The organism is Clostridium sulfidigenes, from assembly GCF_052067195.1.
Lineage (GTDB): Bacteria > Bacillota > Clostridia > Clostridiales > Clostridiaceae > Clostridium_J > Clostridium_J sulfidigenes.
This window is the reverse complement of sequence record NZ_JBQHQR010000010.1, coordinates 60,025-74,795: the sequence shown is the minus strand read 5'-3', so window position 1 is coordinate 74,795 and position 14,771 is coordinate 60,025. Positions and strand designations below refer to the sequence as shown.

Annotated in this window: 14 protein-coding genes; 4 read left to right on the top strand and 10 right to left on the bottom strand. The window is 30.3% G+C overall.

Going from position 1 to position 14,771, the window contains the following annotated elements:
- Nucleotides 1-293 precede the first annotated feature (293 nt).
- Nucleotides 294-563, bottom strand: a complete 270-nt coding sequence (locus tag ACTNBA_RS12495; RefSeq protein WP_346846446.1) for a putative Se/S carrier protein — start codon at nucleotides 561-563, stop codon at nucleotides 294-296.
- A gap of 80 nt (nucleotides 564-643) precedes the next feature.
- A complete protein-coding gene (locus ACTNBA_RS12490) occupies nucleotides 644-2,200 on the bottom strand; it encodes a hypothetical protein (RefSeq protein WP_441074457.1) in 1,557 nt (518 codons plus the stop codon).
- 178 nt (nucleotides 2,201-2,378) lie between these two features.
- On the opposite strand from ACTNBA_RS12490, the gene ACTNBA_RS12485 reads away from it, so the two are divergent.
- Nucleotides 2,379-3,167, top strand: coding sequence for a hypothetical protein (locus ACTNBA_RS12485; RefSeq protein WP_441074456.1), 789 nt, complete (start codon nucleotides 2,379-2,381; stop codon nucleotides 3,165-3,167).
- 245 nt (nucleotides 3,168-3,412) lie between these two features.
- Nucleotides 3,413-3,913, top strand: a complete 501-nt coding sequence (locus tag ACTNBA_RS12480; protein ID WP_346846443.1) for a DUF4489 domain-containing protein — start codon at nucleotides 3,413-3,415, stop codon at nucleotides 3,911-3,913.
- A 237-nt stretch (nucleotides 3,914-4,150) separates the two neighbouring features.
- On the opposite strand, the gene ACTNBA_RS12475 is transcribed toward ACTNBA_RS12480, so the two are convergent.
- The 4 genes from ACTNBA_RS12475 to ACTNBA_RS12460 all read right to left on the bottom strand — a co-directional run bounded on the left by ACTNBA_RS12475 (nucleotide 4,151) and on the right by ACTNBA_RS12460 (nucleotide 9,005).
- The gene (locus ACTNBA_RS12475; protein WP_441074454.1) at nucleotides 4,151-5,893 is read right to left on the bottom strand and encodes a flavin monoamine oxidase family protein; all 1,743 of its coding nucleotides are present in this window, start codon (nucleotides 5,891-5,893) and stop codon (nucleotides 4,151-4,153) included.
- A gap of 67 nt (nucleotides 5,894-5,960) precedes the next feature.
- Nucleotides 5,961-7,100 (bottom strand): aminotransferase class V-fold PLP-dependent enzyme, encoded by a 1,140-nt coding sequence (locus tag ACTNBA_RS12470; RefSeq protein ID WP_441074453.1) that lies wholly within the window; start codon nucleotides 7,098-7,100, stop codon nucleotides 5,961-5,963.
- A 331-nt stretch (nucleotides 7,101-7,431) separates the two neighbouring features.
- Nucleotides 7,432-7,962, bottom strand: coding sequence for a DUF4489 domain-containing protein (locus tag ACTNBA_RS12465; RefSeq protein WP_346877016.1), 531 nt, complete (start codon nucleotides 7,960-7,962; stop codon nucleotides 7,432-7,434).
- A 272-nt stretch (nucleotides 7,963-8,234) separates the two neighbouring features.
- A complete protein-coding gene (locus tag ACTNBA_RS12460; protein ID WP_346846439.1) occupies nucleotides 8,235-9,005 on the bottom strand; it encodes a hypothetical protein in 771 nt (256 codons plus the stop codon).
- A 222-nt stretch (nucleotides 9,006-9,227) separates the two neighbouring features.
- On the opposite strand from ACTNBA_RS12460, the gene ACTNBA_RS12455 reads away from it, so the two are divergent.
- The gene (locus ACTNBA_RS12455; RefSeq protein WP_441074541.1) at nucleotides 9,228-9,911 is read left to right on the top strand and encodes a DNA alkylation repair protein; all 684 of its coding nucleotides are present in this window, start codon (nucleotides 9,228-9,230) and stop codon (nucleotides 9,909-9,911) included.
- A 243-nt stretch (nucleotides 9,912-10,154) separates the two neighbouring features.
- Here the strand turns inward: ACTNBA_RS12455 and ACTNBA_RS12450 are convergent, their stop codons facing one another.
- The 3 genes from ACTNBA_RS12450 to ACTNBA_RS12440 all read right to left on the bottom strand — a co-directional run bounded on the left by ACTNBA_RS12450 (nucleotide 10,155) and on the right by ACTNBA_RS12440 (nucleotide 12,166).
- A complete protein-coding gene (locus tag ACTNBA_RS12450) occupies nucleotides 10,155-11,117 on the bottom strand; it encodes a GNAT family N-acetyltransferase (RefSeq protein WP_441074449.1) in 963 nt (320 codons plus the stop codon).
- Nucleotides 11,114-11,341, bottom strand: a complete 228-nt coding sequence (locus tag ACTNBA_RS12445; RefSeq protein WP_441074448.1) for a hypothetical protein — start codon at nucleotides 11,339-11,341, stop codon at nucleotides 11,114-11,116. Before ACTNBA_RS12445 ends, ACTNBA_RS12450 begins: the two co-directional genes overlap by 4 nt.
- Before the next feature lie 390 nt (nucleotides 11,342-11,731).
- Complete coding sequence (locus ACTNBA_RS12440) at nucleotides 11,732-12,166, bottom strand: GNAT family N-acetyltransferase (RefSeq protein ID WP_441074446.1); 435 nt, start codon at nucleotides 12,164-12,166, stop codon at nucleotides 11,732-11,734.
- Between the two features lie 381 nt (nucleotides 12,167-12,547).
- On the opposite strand from ACTNBA_RS12440, the gene ACTNBA_RS12435 reads away from it, so the two are divergent.
- A complete protein-coding gene (locus ACTNBA_RS12435; RefSeq protein ID WP_441074444.1) occupies nucleotides 12,548-12,916 on the top strand; it encodes a DUF6483 family protein in 369 nt (122 codons plus the stop codon).
- Nucleotides 12,917-13,056: 140 nt separating this feature from the next.
- On the opposite strand, the gene ACTNBA_RS12430 is transcribed toward ACTNBA_RS12435, so the two are convergent.
- Complete coding sequence (locus ACTNBA_RS12430; protein WP_441074443.1) at nucleotides 13,057-14,481, bottom strand: serine hydrolase; 1,425 nt, start codon at nucleotides 14,479-14,481, stop codon at nucleotides 13,057-13,059.
- Nucleotides 14,482-14,771 lie beyond the last annotated feature (290 nt).

Sequence of the window (14,771 nt, the reverse complement as noted above, 5' to 3'; positions counted from 1 at the left end):
CTCCTCCTTTACTAATAAATCATATTGTGCCACCAGTAAATCTTTATATCATTATTCTAGGTCTATTATATAATTTATCTTAATATTCAATTTTCACTTTTCAGCCTATATAAGTGATTTTAATTATAAATTAATCCAAATAATAACTTAAAGAGTGATCGGTACTAAAACTATATAAAAACTATTTTTGATTCTATTTGAAGTTAGTTTCCGAGTTCACTCTTATACTAAAAAATATGCTTTATGCTTGCTTATTATGCAATATAAATATAAAAAAACTAACCAAGCAAATATTATTCAACTAATTCATAAGTTTGGCTTTTTCCTTCTTTAACAATCTTATACATACTAGTTGGGTAAATATTATTTCTTTGTAATTCTTTTTGTATAGCTTCCATATCTATTTCTTTAAATTTCACTGCTTGAGTACAACTAATATTAATTTTATTAGGAGCAGTAACAAGTTTTACCGCTATATTTTTTCTAACTAAACGCTCGTAAATATATAGCGCCCTGTGATGAGAAGTAAAGACCATGATATAATCGTAATCTTCTATTTTCATATTATCACCTCTATTTTGTGACGCCTTAATTTATACAGGCTCCTTACTTTATTGTATGCTTTAAAGCTGTAGAAGTGACTTTATACTCCATTTGTCCTTCTTCTTAGTAATCGTTCCATAATGGATTGATTCTTTTCTAATTCAAGTTCTTCACTCAATCTCCTTTTTTCTTCATTTATGATCTCACCTTGCTGTTTAATTATTACATTTTCTTCTTGGCATTCTTTCAATTTACTTTCTACTGCTACTTTAATCTTCCTTTCTTCTAGCAATTGTTGTTTTGTATATTCTAACTCTTTTTGAATACTTGTTGTAAGGAGTTCTTCTTCCAAAAACTTTTTTTTTGTTCCCTCTAACTCTTTTTGAATGTTCTTCTGCAATTTCAAGAATATATTACAGTTCTCATCTGACTTCCGCTTTTGTTCTAATATTCTAGCAATTTGTTCCTCATATTCATCTATAAATCTTTGATTTTTTTGTAATTGTAAATTTAATGCTATAATTTTCTTTTCTAAATTTTTCTTTTCTAAATTTACACTAGATAATTCAAGTTTTAAACTTTCAATTGATTCTCTTTCCTGAAGTGTTGCTCCTTTAACTTGATTTCCTTCTTTTTTTAATGAATCTTTCATATTTGTTATAACTTCACTTGGATTAAACAAATACAAATCCAATCCACTAGTTCCATAAATTTTTTTTACTTTAATAGCACTATCCTTATCTATACCAATAAAACAATTATATCTTTCTACTGTAAGCTCATTACCTCTATCAAAATAAACTACGCTACTCCATTTTTTACCATCAAAGGCTGAATAGGAAATCTTCCCTTGTTCTAGCCAACAAACGTACAATTTATTACTTTTAGTAAATAGTATAGGTTCTTTCAATTCTTTTCTACTTTCATGAACTCTGAATTCTTTTATACTTCCGATAATATCTATAGAAACATGATCAAGAAAATAAATAGAGTCTTCTCTAGATTTATTTAGTATATGAATTTCCTGTTGATCCATTAACACTTCAAACCCTATATCCTCTCCTTGAATACCATAAAGTCTTCTTGCAATCGACCATCTATGATTTTCAAAGTTACAATAGTTTAAAGATATCTCATCACCTTCATCTGAAATAAAAAATGCATAAATATTACCCTTTTTATTTACATGTACTGAATAATATTCTTTTAAATTAGGTATCAATATAATATCCTGTATTGTGGTAATTTTAGTTTCTTTTCCATTCCATATACAATGCATTAACACTCCATGGTCACTACCATCATTACCTACTAGTAAATAAAAGATATGCATCTCATCTCCGATAATTTCTACTTTTAAGTTTTGTATTTCAAATTCTTCACTTTCCACTTGATATAGTAGCTTTCCCAACCATTGCGTATCTTTCATAGTACAGTATCTCAGTTCCCCTTTAGTATTACTGTATACCACATGTATTGTCTCATCTACACTAACATAAACATCGAATCCTAGCACCTCTACATCAATTAGAGTTTCTTTAGTCCATTTTCCTTCTCTGTACATAATTCTATAACATAACTCTCTATTGTCGTTTCGTGAAAACTTCCATATGTTATCTTTATAGTCACAATATATCCAAGGATATACACCATTCATACTCACTCCCCCTTTATAAAATTATATTTAAATAAAAACTTATTATGCACTTCTATATAACAAAAAATTATATTAACCTGACTTTTTAATATCACCACTTTAATATTCTGACATATGATGTATTGTAAGTATTAAATATATTTATATTTATCATAATTTTTCAAGAGGAGGAGAATTTATGTCCATTAACTTCAAGAAATTTGTGCCACGTCCTGGTCTTGTAAATAAACAAGGACGTTTACCTGATCCTTCAGAATTAGTTTGCATTGAAGTACCTAAGATTTTTGATCAATGCCTAATTAAAAGATGTCTTGTATACGGCGAAGGTCCAGACACAAATACAACAGATAGTCAATTAAGAAGCGATCCGCTCATTGATCCTAAGAGATATATTGGTAGTAGAGACTTCAATGTAGAGCTACTTTCCGTAGATAAGCTTCCGCTCAAAGGAAAACCTGGTTTTAAAAAAGTAGTTCTTAATTATGTGATTTCTTTCTATGCTGATTATATTGATTGCGATGGCGTAAACAAAAGTGAATTATATGAAATTAATAGGACAGATGTAATTGGAAAGTTCTACTGTCCTGATTCCATAGCTCAAATTTCAGCTAGTTTTGTACCTGTTCAACAGGCTGAAGATTTAGATTCTAACATTATAAAACTTGAAATGGTTGCTGAAGCTCTAGACGGTGAATTACTACAAGATCTAAATGGGGATGATGTTCTAGATATTACTTTAGGTTACTACATTGTTGTAAAATGTGAGCTTATTGTACAACTACTCATCCCAGCTTATGACTACTGTCCAGTTCCAAAAGAACCATGTGAAGAAGAACCTGACGAAGATCCATGTGAGAGATTTGATAGAGCCCCAATTCCTAAGTTCTATCCTGATCAAAACCTAGACCCATTATTCCCGGACTGTGACTGTGACGATAATGAAACCGTATTATCAGAATTGCTGTAACTGAAGAATAATTAAGGTTTCTATATCTATATGAATAATGTACCTTCGGTAAAATTAGTAATTGTGAAAGGTGATAATATTTTTAAATATATTATTATATTTTTTTATAAATGCCTATCTATCATCACCTTTCTTCTACAAAAATCATATAATATAATAAAACACTTAACAAATAATTGAACACCTTAATTATTCATACAATTTATTTTATTAAAATTTATATAATTAGAGGGAGGATTCTATCTATGAATTCAATGTCAAAAGGTTATTATGATCCTTGCAGAAAAGAAATTAAAGAGGACAAACATTGTCCAACTATTATAAAATGTGGTACCCCTAGTTCTACTACAGTACCTGCAGCTACTGTAGCAGGTACAACTTTTACCGTTAGTTCTGTTACTTTAGATAATTCTTGCTTATGTAACCCAACAACTAAGTTAGAATTTGCAAGTAATCTTGTTGCTCCAGTTGCTTTTACAGGAACTATAAACTTCCAAGTATTTAAACTATGTAGAGGTCAATTTACCCCTGTTCCTGTTGGGCCTGCATGGACATTTGATTTAGTTGCACTACTTGCATCAGAAACATTCTCATTCTTTGTTTGTGATTGTGATTCTTGCTTTGATGATTGCTGTACCTATACTGTAGTTGCAACTGTTACTAGTGCAGTTACTGTTGGTACTCTTAATATCAACAATGCAACACTTGGAGCTATATCAACATGCGGTAGAAATAACTGTTGCTAAAAGTTAGGCATATATGAAAATAATTTAGTTTAGCTAATTTAAAGTTAAGGACATTTAATTATTGTCCTTAACTTTTTTATTGTAAGTGGCTTTATTGTGGAAGAAGATAGCCATGCTAACAAATACTCCACCTATTCCATCTAACATTGGAAATCAAAACCTCTTGGGCATAGAATTTGTATAATCTATAACAAAATGACCTACATCTAGTTGATGTAGGCCATTGCATTTATACCTTTAAACTTCCGTATACTCTTTGCTAGCTATTATTTGCTTTGCTACTTCATTTGCTGAAATCATTCCACTCTGTAAAGCCCCTTGTTGTGTTGCATGTTTTTGTGATATATGCTCTCCTGCAAAAAATACTCTATTCCCCATTTCTGGAATAGTTACAGCATAGGAAAACAGTGTTTTATCCTGAGGCTTAGATAGTGCTCCTGCTCCCCATATATACTGTACATCAGACCAAATTAATGACTTATAGTCAATAAAATTTTCATTAATATAATGAGGAGGAAGTTCATGCATTTTTTCTAGATATCTTATAACGTCGCTAACTTGCAATTCAGGGTTTTCATTGCCTAATCTCACTGCTTCATGACACCAACTGTAACTAGCAAGCAATGCCCCTGGTTCTTCTGGACTTACATCAGGCTTTAGCGTCCATTTCCCATATTTATTGGATACTGGTTTCGCATGATCTGATGGATAGTAAACTGAAGTTAGTGGGAGATCAGTAAAAGATCTTCCGCCTACTATTTTTTTTGATGCATTTCCCATCTCCCAAAACCTTTCCTTAATATATAAATATACCTTTTGCGCTGTTTCATAGTTCATTTCATTTATTGCCTGCATCTTTGTCACTGTAAAAAGAGGATTAATCTCAACTCTCCTCAAGCTTGGAAAAGGTACTGCACATATAACATAATCATATTCCTCTAAATTTTCTTTGCTTGTTCCACATTCTGTATATTTAAGAAGAATTTTATCCCCTGAAGATGAACTATATATGCCATCAACTGGAGAGCCCATTTTTATATCTACATGACCTAATTTATCTTTATCTATACCTTTATATACATCTTCTATTTCTATATTACCACAAAGTGCTCCATATATCGAAAGCGGTAAGTTAATCATGCCATCGTTAATACGGTAAGTGCACTCAGAATCAGCAGTATAATATTGCTGTAGGATTTCAGTGAGACTTAGTTTAAAAAACTGCTGACTACCATCTAAATAGCCTAACATTGATATCGCATCTTCACTAAACTCTGCATTTTCATAGGCTCTTCTATAACTTAGTTTATCTATGTCCTCTATACTCTTTAAGTATTCGGGTTTAGTTTCAACTAACTCCTTTCTTGCTTCTGATGTAAGAGAATCTAGATATTTTTGATAAAACTTTCTATAAAGTTGCGAACGAACTTTGCTTCTATCACTATCTGTTAAGTGAAATCTAGGATATATATTCCTTGATATATATTTCCCTTTAGGATCGTTCACAGCCTTTTCACCTCTTACATAAAACAGAGCATTAGTGTTATTATTTACAAATGGGCTTGTGTTAAGCTTAAAAAGATTGATATAATGCCAGGTAGTCTCATGAGATACCGGTATATTCATTGGTCCTAATTCACCATAATATCTTTTATTTCTATCAAAATAATAGGTGTATACCCTACCCCCAATTCTCTGACTTGCTTCAAATAAAGTAATGTTACATCCTATCTTTCTGAGTTCAAAGGCTGCAGCTAGCCCTGCCTCTCCTGCACCAATTATCGCTACTTTAATATCTTTAGCGTACCCTGTTGGACAAATGTTTGTTATATCTTTAGGTGGACTCATTAAATCAATTATATTATTTAGATCATCTAATCTATTCTGCATCTTTAGTATATATTCAAGCATCGTGTATCTTTCACAATCAGAAGGATTGTCTATTTGATAAAGAGAGTTTGAATTATTACAAGCATTCATAACTTTCACATCCTAATGTTTTTTATTACATATATAATTATATATGTACTGTATCTTCCATTTCACATTATTTTAATTTATAAATCATCTTAATTGCTTCTATTAATTTTTCTATATCGTCAAAAGTATTAAAATATCCCGGACTCACTCTCACCGTACCAGCATACTCTGTACCAATTACGCCATGTATTAAAGGTGCACAATGGTAGCCTGTCCGTACAGCAATTCCGTTTTCATTTAATTGTTCACCGACAATCGAAGCGTCAATTCCATCTATATTTAAAGAAATTACTGAACTTCTTTGTTTTTTAGAATCACTTCCATAGATTTTTACATAAGAAAGTTTTTTTATCTCTTCTAACAAATACCCTGATAATTCTTCTTCACATTTTCGTATATTATCTATTCCAATTCTCTTAATAAATTTTATACCTTCACATAACCCAGCAATGCCTGGTGTATTTAGTGTTCCGCTTTCAAATTGATCCGGAATAAAGTCTGGTTGGACCATAAAGTGTGAGTTACTTCCTGTTCCACCTTCCTTAAAATTCCTTAGTTTAATACCATCTCTTATAAATAATCCCCCTGTTCCTTGAGGCCCCAATAATCCTTTATGTCCCGTAAAAGCTAATAGGTCAATATGATTATTTTCTACATCAATGGGAATCACTCCCGCACTTTGAGATGCATCTACCATAAATATAATCCCATTTTCCTTTGAAAACCTTCCGATACTTTCGATATCCTGAATAGTACCTAATACATTAGAAGCATGATTGATAATGATCATTCTAGTGCTTCCCTTAATCTCCTTTTTAATATCCTTGAAATTTACATAACCTGCTTTATCTACACCCACCAGAGTGATTTCAACTCCACCTTCATGTAATGAATGAAGTGGTCTTAAAACAGAGTTGTGTTCAATTACTGTACTAATAACATGATCTCCTCTTTTTAAAGCTCCTTTAATTGATATATTTAGGGCTTCTGTAGCATTACTGGTAAAAATCAAATTCAAAGGACTAGGTATATTAAATAATTCACATATTCCTACCCTTGTTTCCATGATTTTCAAAGCTGATTTCACTGACATATCATGAGAGCCTCGTCCTGGATTAGCACAGTAATTTTTCATGCAATTTAGCATTTCTTCATAAACTACTGGTGGTTTTGGAAAGGACGTAGCTGCATTATCCAAATAAATCATATAAACCTCCTTTTTTAGTCACAATTCAAATAAATATATGACTTATCATTAAAGTAAGAAATATCTATGATGAAATCTAAAGTCATAAAGCTCTTGCTTATTATATATTATATTCAAAAGATTAAAGTTTCGTGATTGCTCATAAAAATATAAAGAATATAATTATTTCTAATAATAAAATATATCAATTATTCACTAACCTGTATATAAACATAACAAAATCCCGGCATGGAAAATTCACACTCCGAGACTTTGTTAATATTAATATCAGTAATTTAATTATTTATATATCAAAAGTAGCTAAACTAATCGATTTATATATGACTAATCTTTAGCAACAATTATTTCTACCACATGTTGATATTGCTCCAAGTGTTGCGTTGTTAATATTAAGAGTACCAACAGTAACTACACTAGTAACAGTTGCAACTACAGTATAGGTACAGCAATCATCAAAGCAAGAGTCACAGTCACAAACGAAGAATGAGAATGTTTGTGATGAAAGTAGTGCTACTAAATCAAATGTCCATGAAGGTCCAACTGGAACTGGCGTAATCTGACCTTTACAAAGTTTAAATACTTGAAAGTTTAGTGTTCCTGTAAAAGCAACTGGAGCAACAAGATTACTTGCAAATTCTAACTTAGTTGTTGGGTTACACAAGCAAGAATTATCTAAAGTAACAGAACTAACAGTAAATGTTGTGCCTGCTACAGTAGCTACAGGGATTGTGGTTGCGCTAGGAGTACCACATTTTATAATAGTTGCGCAATGTTTGTCCTTTTTAATCTCCTTTTTGCAAGGATCATGCTTGCAAGGATCATGTTTACAAGGATCATAACAATCTTTTGACATTGAATTCATAAATAGAATCCTCCTTTTAATTAAATAAATTTTAATAAAATCAATTATATTAGTAATTTAGTGTATTATCCTATTTATTAAGTGTTTTTATTATAATATATGAGTTTATTAGGAAAAAGGTGATGATAGATAGAAATTTATTAAAAAATATAGCAATACACTTAAAACTATCATTACCTTTCATAACTACTGATTTTAGTTAAGTTACATTCCTCATTTACCTGTAAAAACCTTAAGTATTCTTTTTATTATAATAAACTCTATAATTTTTACTAATCGTACTCTTCATCATTATCGTCACAGTCTGGGAATAATGGGTCTAAGTTTTGCTCTGGATAGAACTTAGGAACTGGAGCTCTATCAAATCTTTCACATGGGTCTTCAGGCTCTTCTTCGCATAATTCTTTTGGAACTGGACAGTAGTCATAAGCCGGTATGAGTAATTGTACAATAAGCTCACATTTTACAACAATGTAATAACCCAAAGTAATATCTAGAACATCATCTCCATTTGGATCTTGTAGTAACTCACCATCAAGAGCTTCAGCAACCATTTCAAGTTTTATAATATTAGAATCTAAATCTTGTGCTTGTTGAACAGGTACAAAACTAGCTGAAATTTGAGCTATTGAATCAGGACAGTAGAACTTCCCAATTACATCAGTTCTGTTAATTTCATATAATTCACTTTTAGTAATACCATTGCAATCAATATAATCAGCATAGAAAGAAATCATATAATTAAGAACTATTTTTTTGAATCCCCTCTTACCTTTAACTGGTATCTTATCTACAGATATCAGTGTTACATTGAAGTCTCTACTTCCAATATATCTCTTAGGATCAATAAGTGGATCGCTTCTTAATTCACAATCTGTTGTATTCGTGTCAGGACCTTCACCATATACAAGGCATCTTTTAATTAAGCATTGATCAAAAATCTTTGGTACTTCAATACAAACTAACTCTGAAGGATCAGGTAAACGTCCCTGCTTATTTACAAGACCTGGACGTGGTATGAATTTCTTAAAGTTAATGGACATAAATTCTCCTCCTTTTGAAAAACTGTAATAAAATTTAATCTATTTTATACTTTCAATACATCATATGCTAGAATAGAAAATTGGTGATGATTAAACCGTATATTATATTACATAAATAACCTAAATTAATAATGACTTATAAAAAAATATTATTATTTAGATGATAATAGGGAATCTCTATGATAAAATATAATTAGGAAACTAAGGAGAATAAAAATGGAAATAAATAATGTAATCAAAGAAAAACTTTCTATATTAGCAGAGCCTAAATATCAAAAATTTTCTAGTGGCTTATTACCTGGTATTCACAACATCCTAGGTGTTCGTTTACCTGAACTTCGAAAAATTGCTAAAAAACTTGCAAAAGATGATTGGCAAGGTTATTTGCAAAATGCATCAGATGACAGTTTTGAAGAGATTATGCTTCAAGGGATGACCATTGGTTATGTAAAATCTGAGCTTTCTGATATATTGCCTTACATCACAAGCTTTGTTAATAAAATTGATAATTGGTCCGTATGCGATAGCTTTTGTAGTGGATTAAAACTTCCTAAAAAATATCCAAAGGAAATGTGGGAATACTTGATGCCCTATCTTTCAGATACTGATGAGTATCATATACGTTTTGGAGTAGTCATGCTTCTTTTCTATTATATAGATGATAATCATATTGATGAAATATTAAAGCTATTGGATGGCATTAAACATACAGGCTATTACGTTAAAATGTCAGTGGCTTGGGCCATATCTATCTGTTATATAAGGTTTCCAGAGAAAACACTAAAATTTCTTAAAAATAACACTTTGGATAATGTGACCTATAACAAAGCTTTACAAAAAATTATCGAATCTTTACAAATAGATAAGGATACTAAAAGCCTAATGAGAAATATGAAACGAAAATAAACAGAGTTCTTTGCTTAAGAGGGAGTTTTTACTCCCTCTTAAGCTTTAGAAATCGTTATCCAGGGACGTAGCAGCTCTTTACTCCCCCACTTTGAAGAAGATGGGAGAATTAGAGCTGGTAGTATCGGATAAATCAAAAAAGTGACCTCTAACAGTTCATAAACTGCTACAGGTCACCTTTAAACAACTTCTTAATGTTAAGGGTTTCTATGATGCGTTCCTCTGATTGTGCACATTTAAAATTTATCTATCATTTATATCTTTATTAATTGGTCTTCTCATAGATAATAACATTGGTGTAAAATACTTTTTCCAAAACTTATTACCATATAGATTTGCTGTTTCAAAATCAACATGAATATATGGTACATTAAAATCCTTGCAATAATCATTGACGATTTTCAATAGCTCAATACCTATTTTTTTATTTCTATATTCTAATTTTATATAAGCACCAATTTCGTCGATTAAACCACATTTTTTTATAGACATATCTATAAAGTTATTGTTATCAGCAATACTTAAATTAATAAATCCCACCGGAATATCTTCGTGCCATGCAATAAACACATTTCTTTTTAATATTATTTCTTCAACCTCTTCTTTCGTAATCCTGTCTCTCTTAAGAAATAATGGTGCAGACGCATAATATTCATTGGATTCTTCTACAAGCTCATATAAAACATTAGCATTTTCCATGGTAGCTTTTCTAATATCACACATAGATTTTTCACCAGACTCAATATTACAATCATTAAATGCATCTATCAAATATGACCCATATCCTAAATCAAACAATATATTTTTTAAATTTATATCATTTAAAAATATTGTCCACATATGATTAAAAATATTTTTATTAATCCATTCCTGTGATATACTTTTATATAATTCTAAATATACACTTTCTTTGTATTCTTCAATAGAAGAATGTCCTATTGCTGGACAAAATACGGTATTCTCCCCATTGAAAGGAAATTCATCATATGCCAAGAATCCAACTACCTTGTTGTCTAACTTTGCTACAACTGCACTTTGATTTTTAATTCTTTCAGCAAGAAATTTTTCTAATAATTCTGTATCTTGTTTCCAATGTAATGGGAATTCACTATTATCACAATATAGTTCAAATTGTCTAACCCATATCTTTTTCGCCTCATTTATATCTGAGTCTTCCATATTGGTTACTTCTATCTCTCTAATCATTTTTTTATCTCCTTTTCTATTTTGGTATTGTTTATATCATTTTGAAACTTCCTTCTATAATCATCTATATGCCGTCCAGCTTTTTCATTTTTTCTCTTTCTCATCTCTCTTGCTACAATACTTTTATTAAGATTATTTGCCATTGCGGCCTCTGAGAAAGAGTACCCCTCTTCTACCATGTCTAGTGCTCTTTTAAGTTCCGCATCTGTATATTTTCTATTCATATATAGCCTCCACATTATTTTTTTCCTTAAAAATGGACATAAAGATACCGTAGACAATCAACCCTTTGTACTTGGCTACTCTATCTACGGCTACAAAAAACACGACCTTCCTGTCGCGTTACTTATCCTTTATAGGCAGTATTATGAAAGGTTAACTACTCCCGCAAAAATGCAACACAAATAATAGACTATGTCTAAAGTTACATTTAAGCCCATTTTAAGTTTTATACTAAAATCACCTTTTTACTTGTATTCATTAAAAACATCTCCTTTCATAAAATATTATTAGTAAATAACTGTTTACCTTGATAATTATACTTTTTTATGAATATTTTGTCAATTGCAAAATAACAACTAAAGATGTAATCAAAGTAACACCCTTATTCTATATTAACGTTGTTGCATATATAAGGTATTGGGATAGAATCCAAGTTTCTTATAAAACCCTATGGTAGTTTCATTCTCTTGTGATACCGTTACCCCAATTACTTTGCAATTATTTTCTTTCAACCACTCCATATGCTTAATTACAAGTTTCTTACCAATGCCACTTCCTCTATTATGCGCATCAACGTGAAGTGAATCAATTTCTCCTTTTCCATCAATTATCGTTGATATACAATATCCAATATATCCATCATCACTTTTGGCAACAGTAATTTTTATTGCCTGGCTCTCAAAATCTTTGATTCTCTCCTCAAAGCTAATAAACCTATAGGATTCCTTAAAGTATTCTGAAGTATTTTCATGATACTGTCTGTTTTTTTCCCATAAGTTCTTGATAACTTCAACCTCATCATAAGAAATATCAAAAATTTCATTCATATTTATCACTTCCTTTCAATAGTCTTAATATAAGTATATCAATGTTCCAAATATATACAAGTGATTATGGAGCCGGTCCCCAGAATGTCCCTTGAATATTTCTTTACTTATGTAGACAAGTAGTCCTTTATATTGAGCTGCTGTCTACAGATATACCAAAACACGCCCCTCTTAATTATACTTTTTATGAATACGTCTAAACATTGAAATAACAACTAAAGACCCAATCAAATATAAATACTTACATTTTTCTTGTGATATAATAAGTATATACAAAAATAAAGTAACATCTGTTAATATAAATTATTAGAGTGACTGTATAAAATTTAAGAATATAATTCCTTTAACCATACTAATTTAAAATAAGGAGTGGCTTTATAAATGTATGAAAATGACTATATAATGAAAATGATAAAAACAGCCTTACAAGCAGTAGCTTCTATATTTAAAGGGAAAAATGCTATAGAAAATAGTATTGATGAAAACAGTGATGATATTACTATTGCAGAAGACCAGCTACTGGAAATAATGATTAGAAAATATATAATTGAAGGTGAAATCAATAAAGCTGAAAATATGCTGTTTGAAGCCATCAATTCTCATAAATCTCCTAGAAACTTAGAACTAGCACTATTCTTTTATGAAGAAATAAGTAAATGGGCTGAAGATAAACTCATCAGTTGTAATTTCTCAAAAATAGAAATATTAGAAGGTTTAAATACTGTAAAAAGAATATATAAAAGAAGTTAATAATCAAAACTTCTAAATAAGATTTACAAAATCAGAGAATATACACTAAATTTTTGGACATACGTACCCTCTCATCAATCAAAATGAGAGTAGATAAATTTGTGTTTACACAAACGTATCTACTCTCCCTTTTTATCTATTTAACTTAATTCATCTATTATTTTCTTAGCTTCTTTATTGTTAGGATTCAACTCAAAAGATTTCTTATAACTCGCTAAAGCTTGCTTCTTATTACCTTGACATAAGTACATTTCTCCTAAACCATCATAAAGGTTAGCTGATCCTGGAAATATTTTTATTGATAAATTGAGCACATCTATTGCCTCTTTAATTCTTTTTCTCTCCAACAAGTTATAAGCAATAGCGTTAAATTCATCCTCATACACAAGATATTTTTCAATGGAATTTTCCTTTATTGTATAATACTCCTGTAATGCAATTTCAGAATTATTATTAAACATTGTTCTTACTATATGACTAGCAAGTGATCTTTTTATATAGTCAACTTCTTCCCCTAAAAGTATATCTAGAATACTTTCACATAAAACTTTAGTTCCAATATAATCTGAGTTGATCATAACAACAACTGCAATACCTCTCTCTGGCAATATTATTAAATTGCTTCTAAATCCTGTATCCATACCACTGTGAGATCTCACTTTATTTTCTTTATATTCTCCCAAAAACCATGCCAATCCAATTTCCGAAGTATAACCACCCCAACCTGTTAAGGCATATTTTCTCCAAAGTTCTAAATAACTATGGGCTTCTAATATTTTATTTCCTTTAAATTTTCCGACCTTCATATTAGCAATAGCGTAGTTGCACATTTCAACTACATTAGAATACAACGTAGAGCTTGGACCATGTGCACGATTATAAGGAAAAACTTCACTAACCGTAGCACCATAGCCATTCTTTGTATCTAATATATGGGGACTTGTAAGTAGCTCCTTTGAAACTAAGGGTTTTAAAAAATTGCTTTCTTTCATTTGTACAATATTGAGGATATTTTCTTTCATATATTTCTCAAAAGACATACCTGAAACTTTTTCAATAACATTTCCCAAAATCTCATAAGCTATATTACTATAGGCAAATTTTTCTCCTGGCTCCCACATAAGTTCTCTTCCACTAATACTTCTAACGTACCTTTCTAAAGCTTCTTCATCATATTGAGGCTTATCCCATTCATAATCATCTTCATCTGGCATACCTGATACATGAGTTAATAATTGCCTTATAGTTATTTTTTTATATCTATCATCTTTAAGCTTAAAGTAAGGTAAATACTCTATTACATATTTATCTAAGTGAATTTTACCTTGCTGAACCAATTGCATTATTCCTGTAGCTACAAAAGTCTTTGATACTGATGCCATGTGAAAAATGGAGTTCTCATCAATAGGTTCTTTTGTATCTACATTTTTTACTCCAAAACCCTTTGTATAAATAACTTCATTATTGTATACTACACCTACTGATAATCCAGGAACAAATTCTTCATTAACATATTCATTTATTATCCTATCTAAATCTTTGATTATTCTTTTTTTAATATCCATAGTACTCTCTCCTTTTAAGTGCTATTATATTGTTTATGCCTATACTAAACTCAAAGTTCTCCTAAAACTTAGAATTCTACTTATTAAGTTTTTTAATAAAACAAAAAGACTGTAGAATTGATATTCTTCTTACAGTCCCAAATAAACATTATTTCACATTATAAAGTATCCTTAAGAGCACATGTTCTTATAAAATATCTTATGTAAAATTAAGATTTACTTTTGGTTCTACAAAATGACTATATCTACTTACTAAGTTTCAAAAGAAGCATACTAAAAAACCTAATTGC

What these genes read in the sequence shown, in the direction of transcription:
- ACTNBA_RS12435 (WP_441074444.1), top strand. Translation starts at nt 12,548, where the DNA reads ATGTATGAAAATGACTATATAATGAAAATGATAAAAACAGCCTTACAA.
- ACTNBA_RS12450 (WP_441074449.1), bottom strand. Translation starts at nt 11,117, where the DNA reads ATGATTAGAGAGATAGAAGTAACCAATATGGAAGACTCAGATATAAAT.
- ACTNBA_RS12495 (WP_346846446.1), bottom strand. Translation starts at nt 563, where the DNA reads ATGAAAATAGAAGATTACGATTATATCATGGTCTTTACTTCTCATCAC.
- ACTNBA_RS12460 (WP_346846439.1), bottom strand. Translation starts at nt 9,005, where the DNA reads ATGTCCATTAACTTTAAGAAATTCATACCACGTCCAGGTCTTGTAAAT.
- ACTNBA_RS12480 (WP_346846443.1), top strand. Translation starts at nt 3,413, where the DNA reads ATGAATTCAATGTCAAAAGGTTATTATGATCCTTGCAGAAAAGAAATT.
- ACTNBA_RS12470 (WP_441074453.1), bottom strand. Translation starts at nt 7,100, where the DNA reads ATGATTTATTTGGATAATGCAGCTACGTCCTTTCCAAAACCACCAGTA.
- ACTNBA_RS12490 (WP_441074457.1), bottom strand. Translation starts at nt 2,200, where the DNA reads ATGAATGGTGTATATCCTTGGATATATTGTGACTATAAAGATAACATA.
- ACTNBA_RS12440 (WP_441074446.1), bottom strand. Translation starts at nt 12,166, where the DNA reads ATGAATGAAATTTTTGATATTTCTTATGATGAGGTTGAAGTTATCAAG.
- ACTNBA_RS12485 (WP_441074456.1), top strand. Translation starts at nt 2,379, where the DNA reads ATGTCCATTAACTTCAAGAAATTTGTGCCACGTCCTGGTCTTGTAAAT.
- ACTNBA_RS12475 (WP_441074454.1), bottom strand. Translation starts at nt 5,893, where the DNA reads ATGAATGCTTGTAATAATTCAAACTCTCTTTATCAAATAGACAATCCT.
- ACTNBA_RS12465 (WP_346877016.1), bottom strand. Translation starts at nt 7,962, where the DNA reads ATGAATTCAATGTCAAAAGATTGTTATGATCCTTGTAAACATGATCCT.
- ACTNBA_RS12445 (WP_441074448.1), bottom strand. Translation starts at nt 11,341, where the DNA reads ATGAATAGAAAATATACAGATGCGGAACTTAAAAGAGCACTAGACATG.
- ACTNBA_RS12430 (WP_441074443.1), bottom strand. Translation starts at nt 14,481, where the DNA reads ATGGATATTAAAAAAAGAATAATCAAAGATTTAGATAGGATAATAAAT.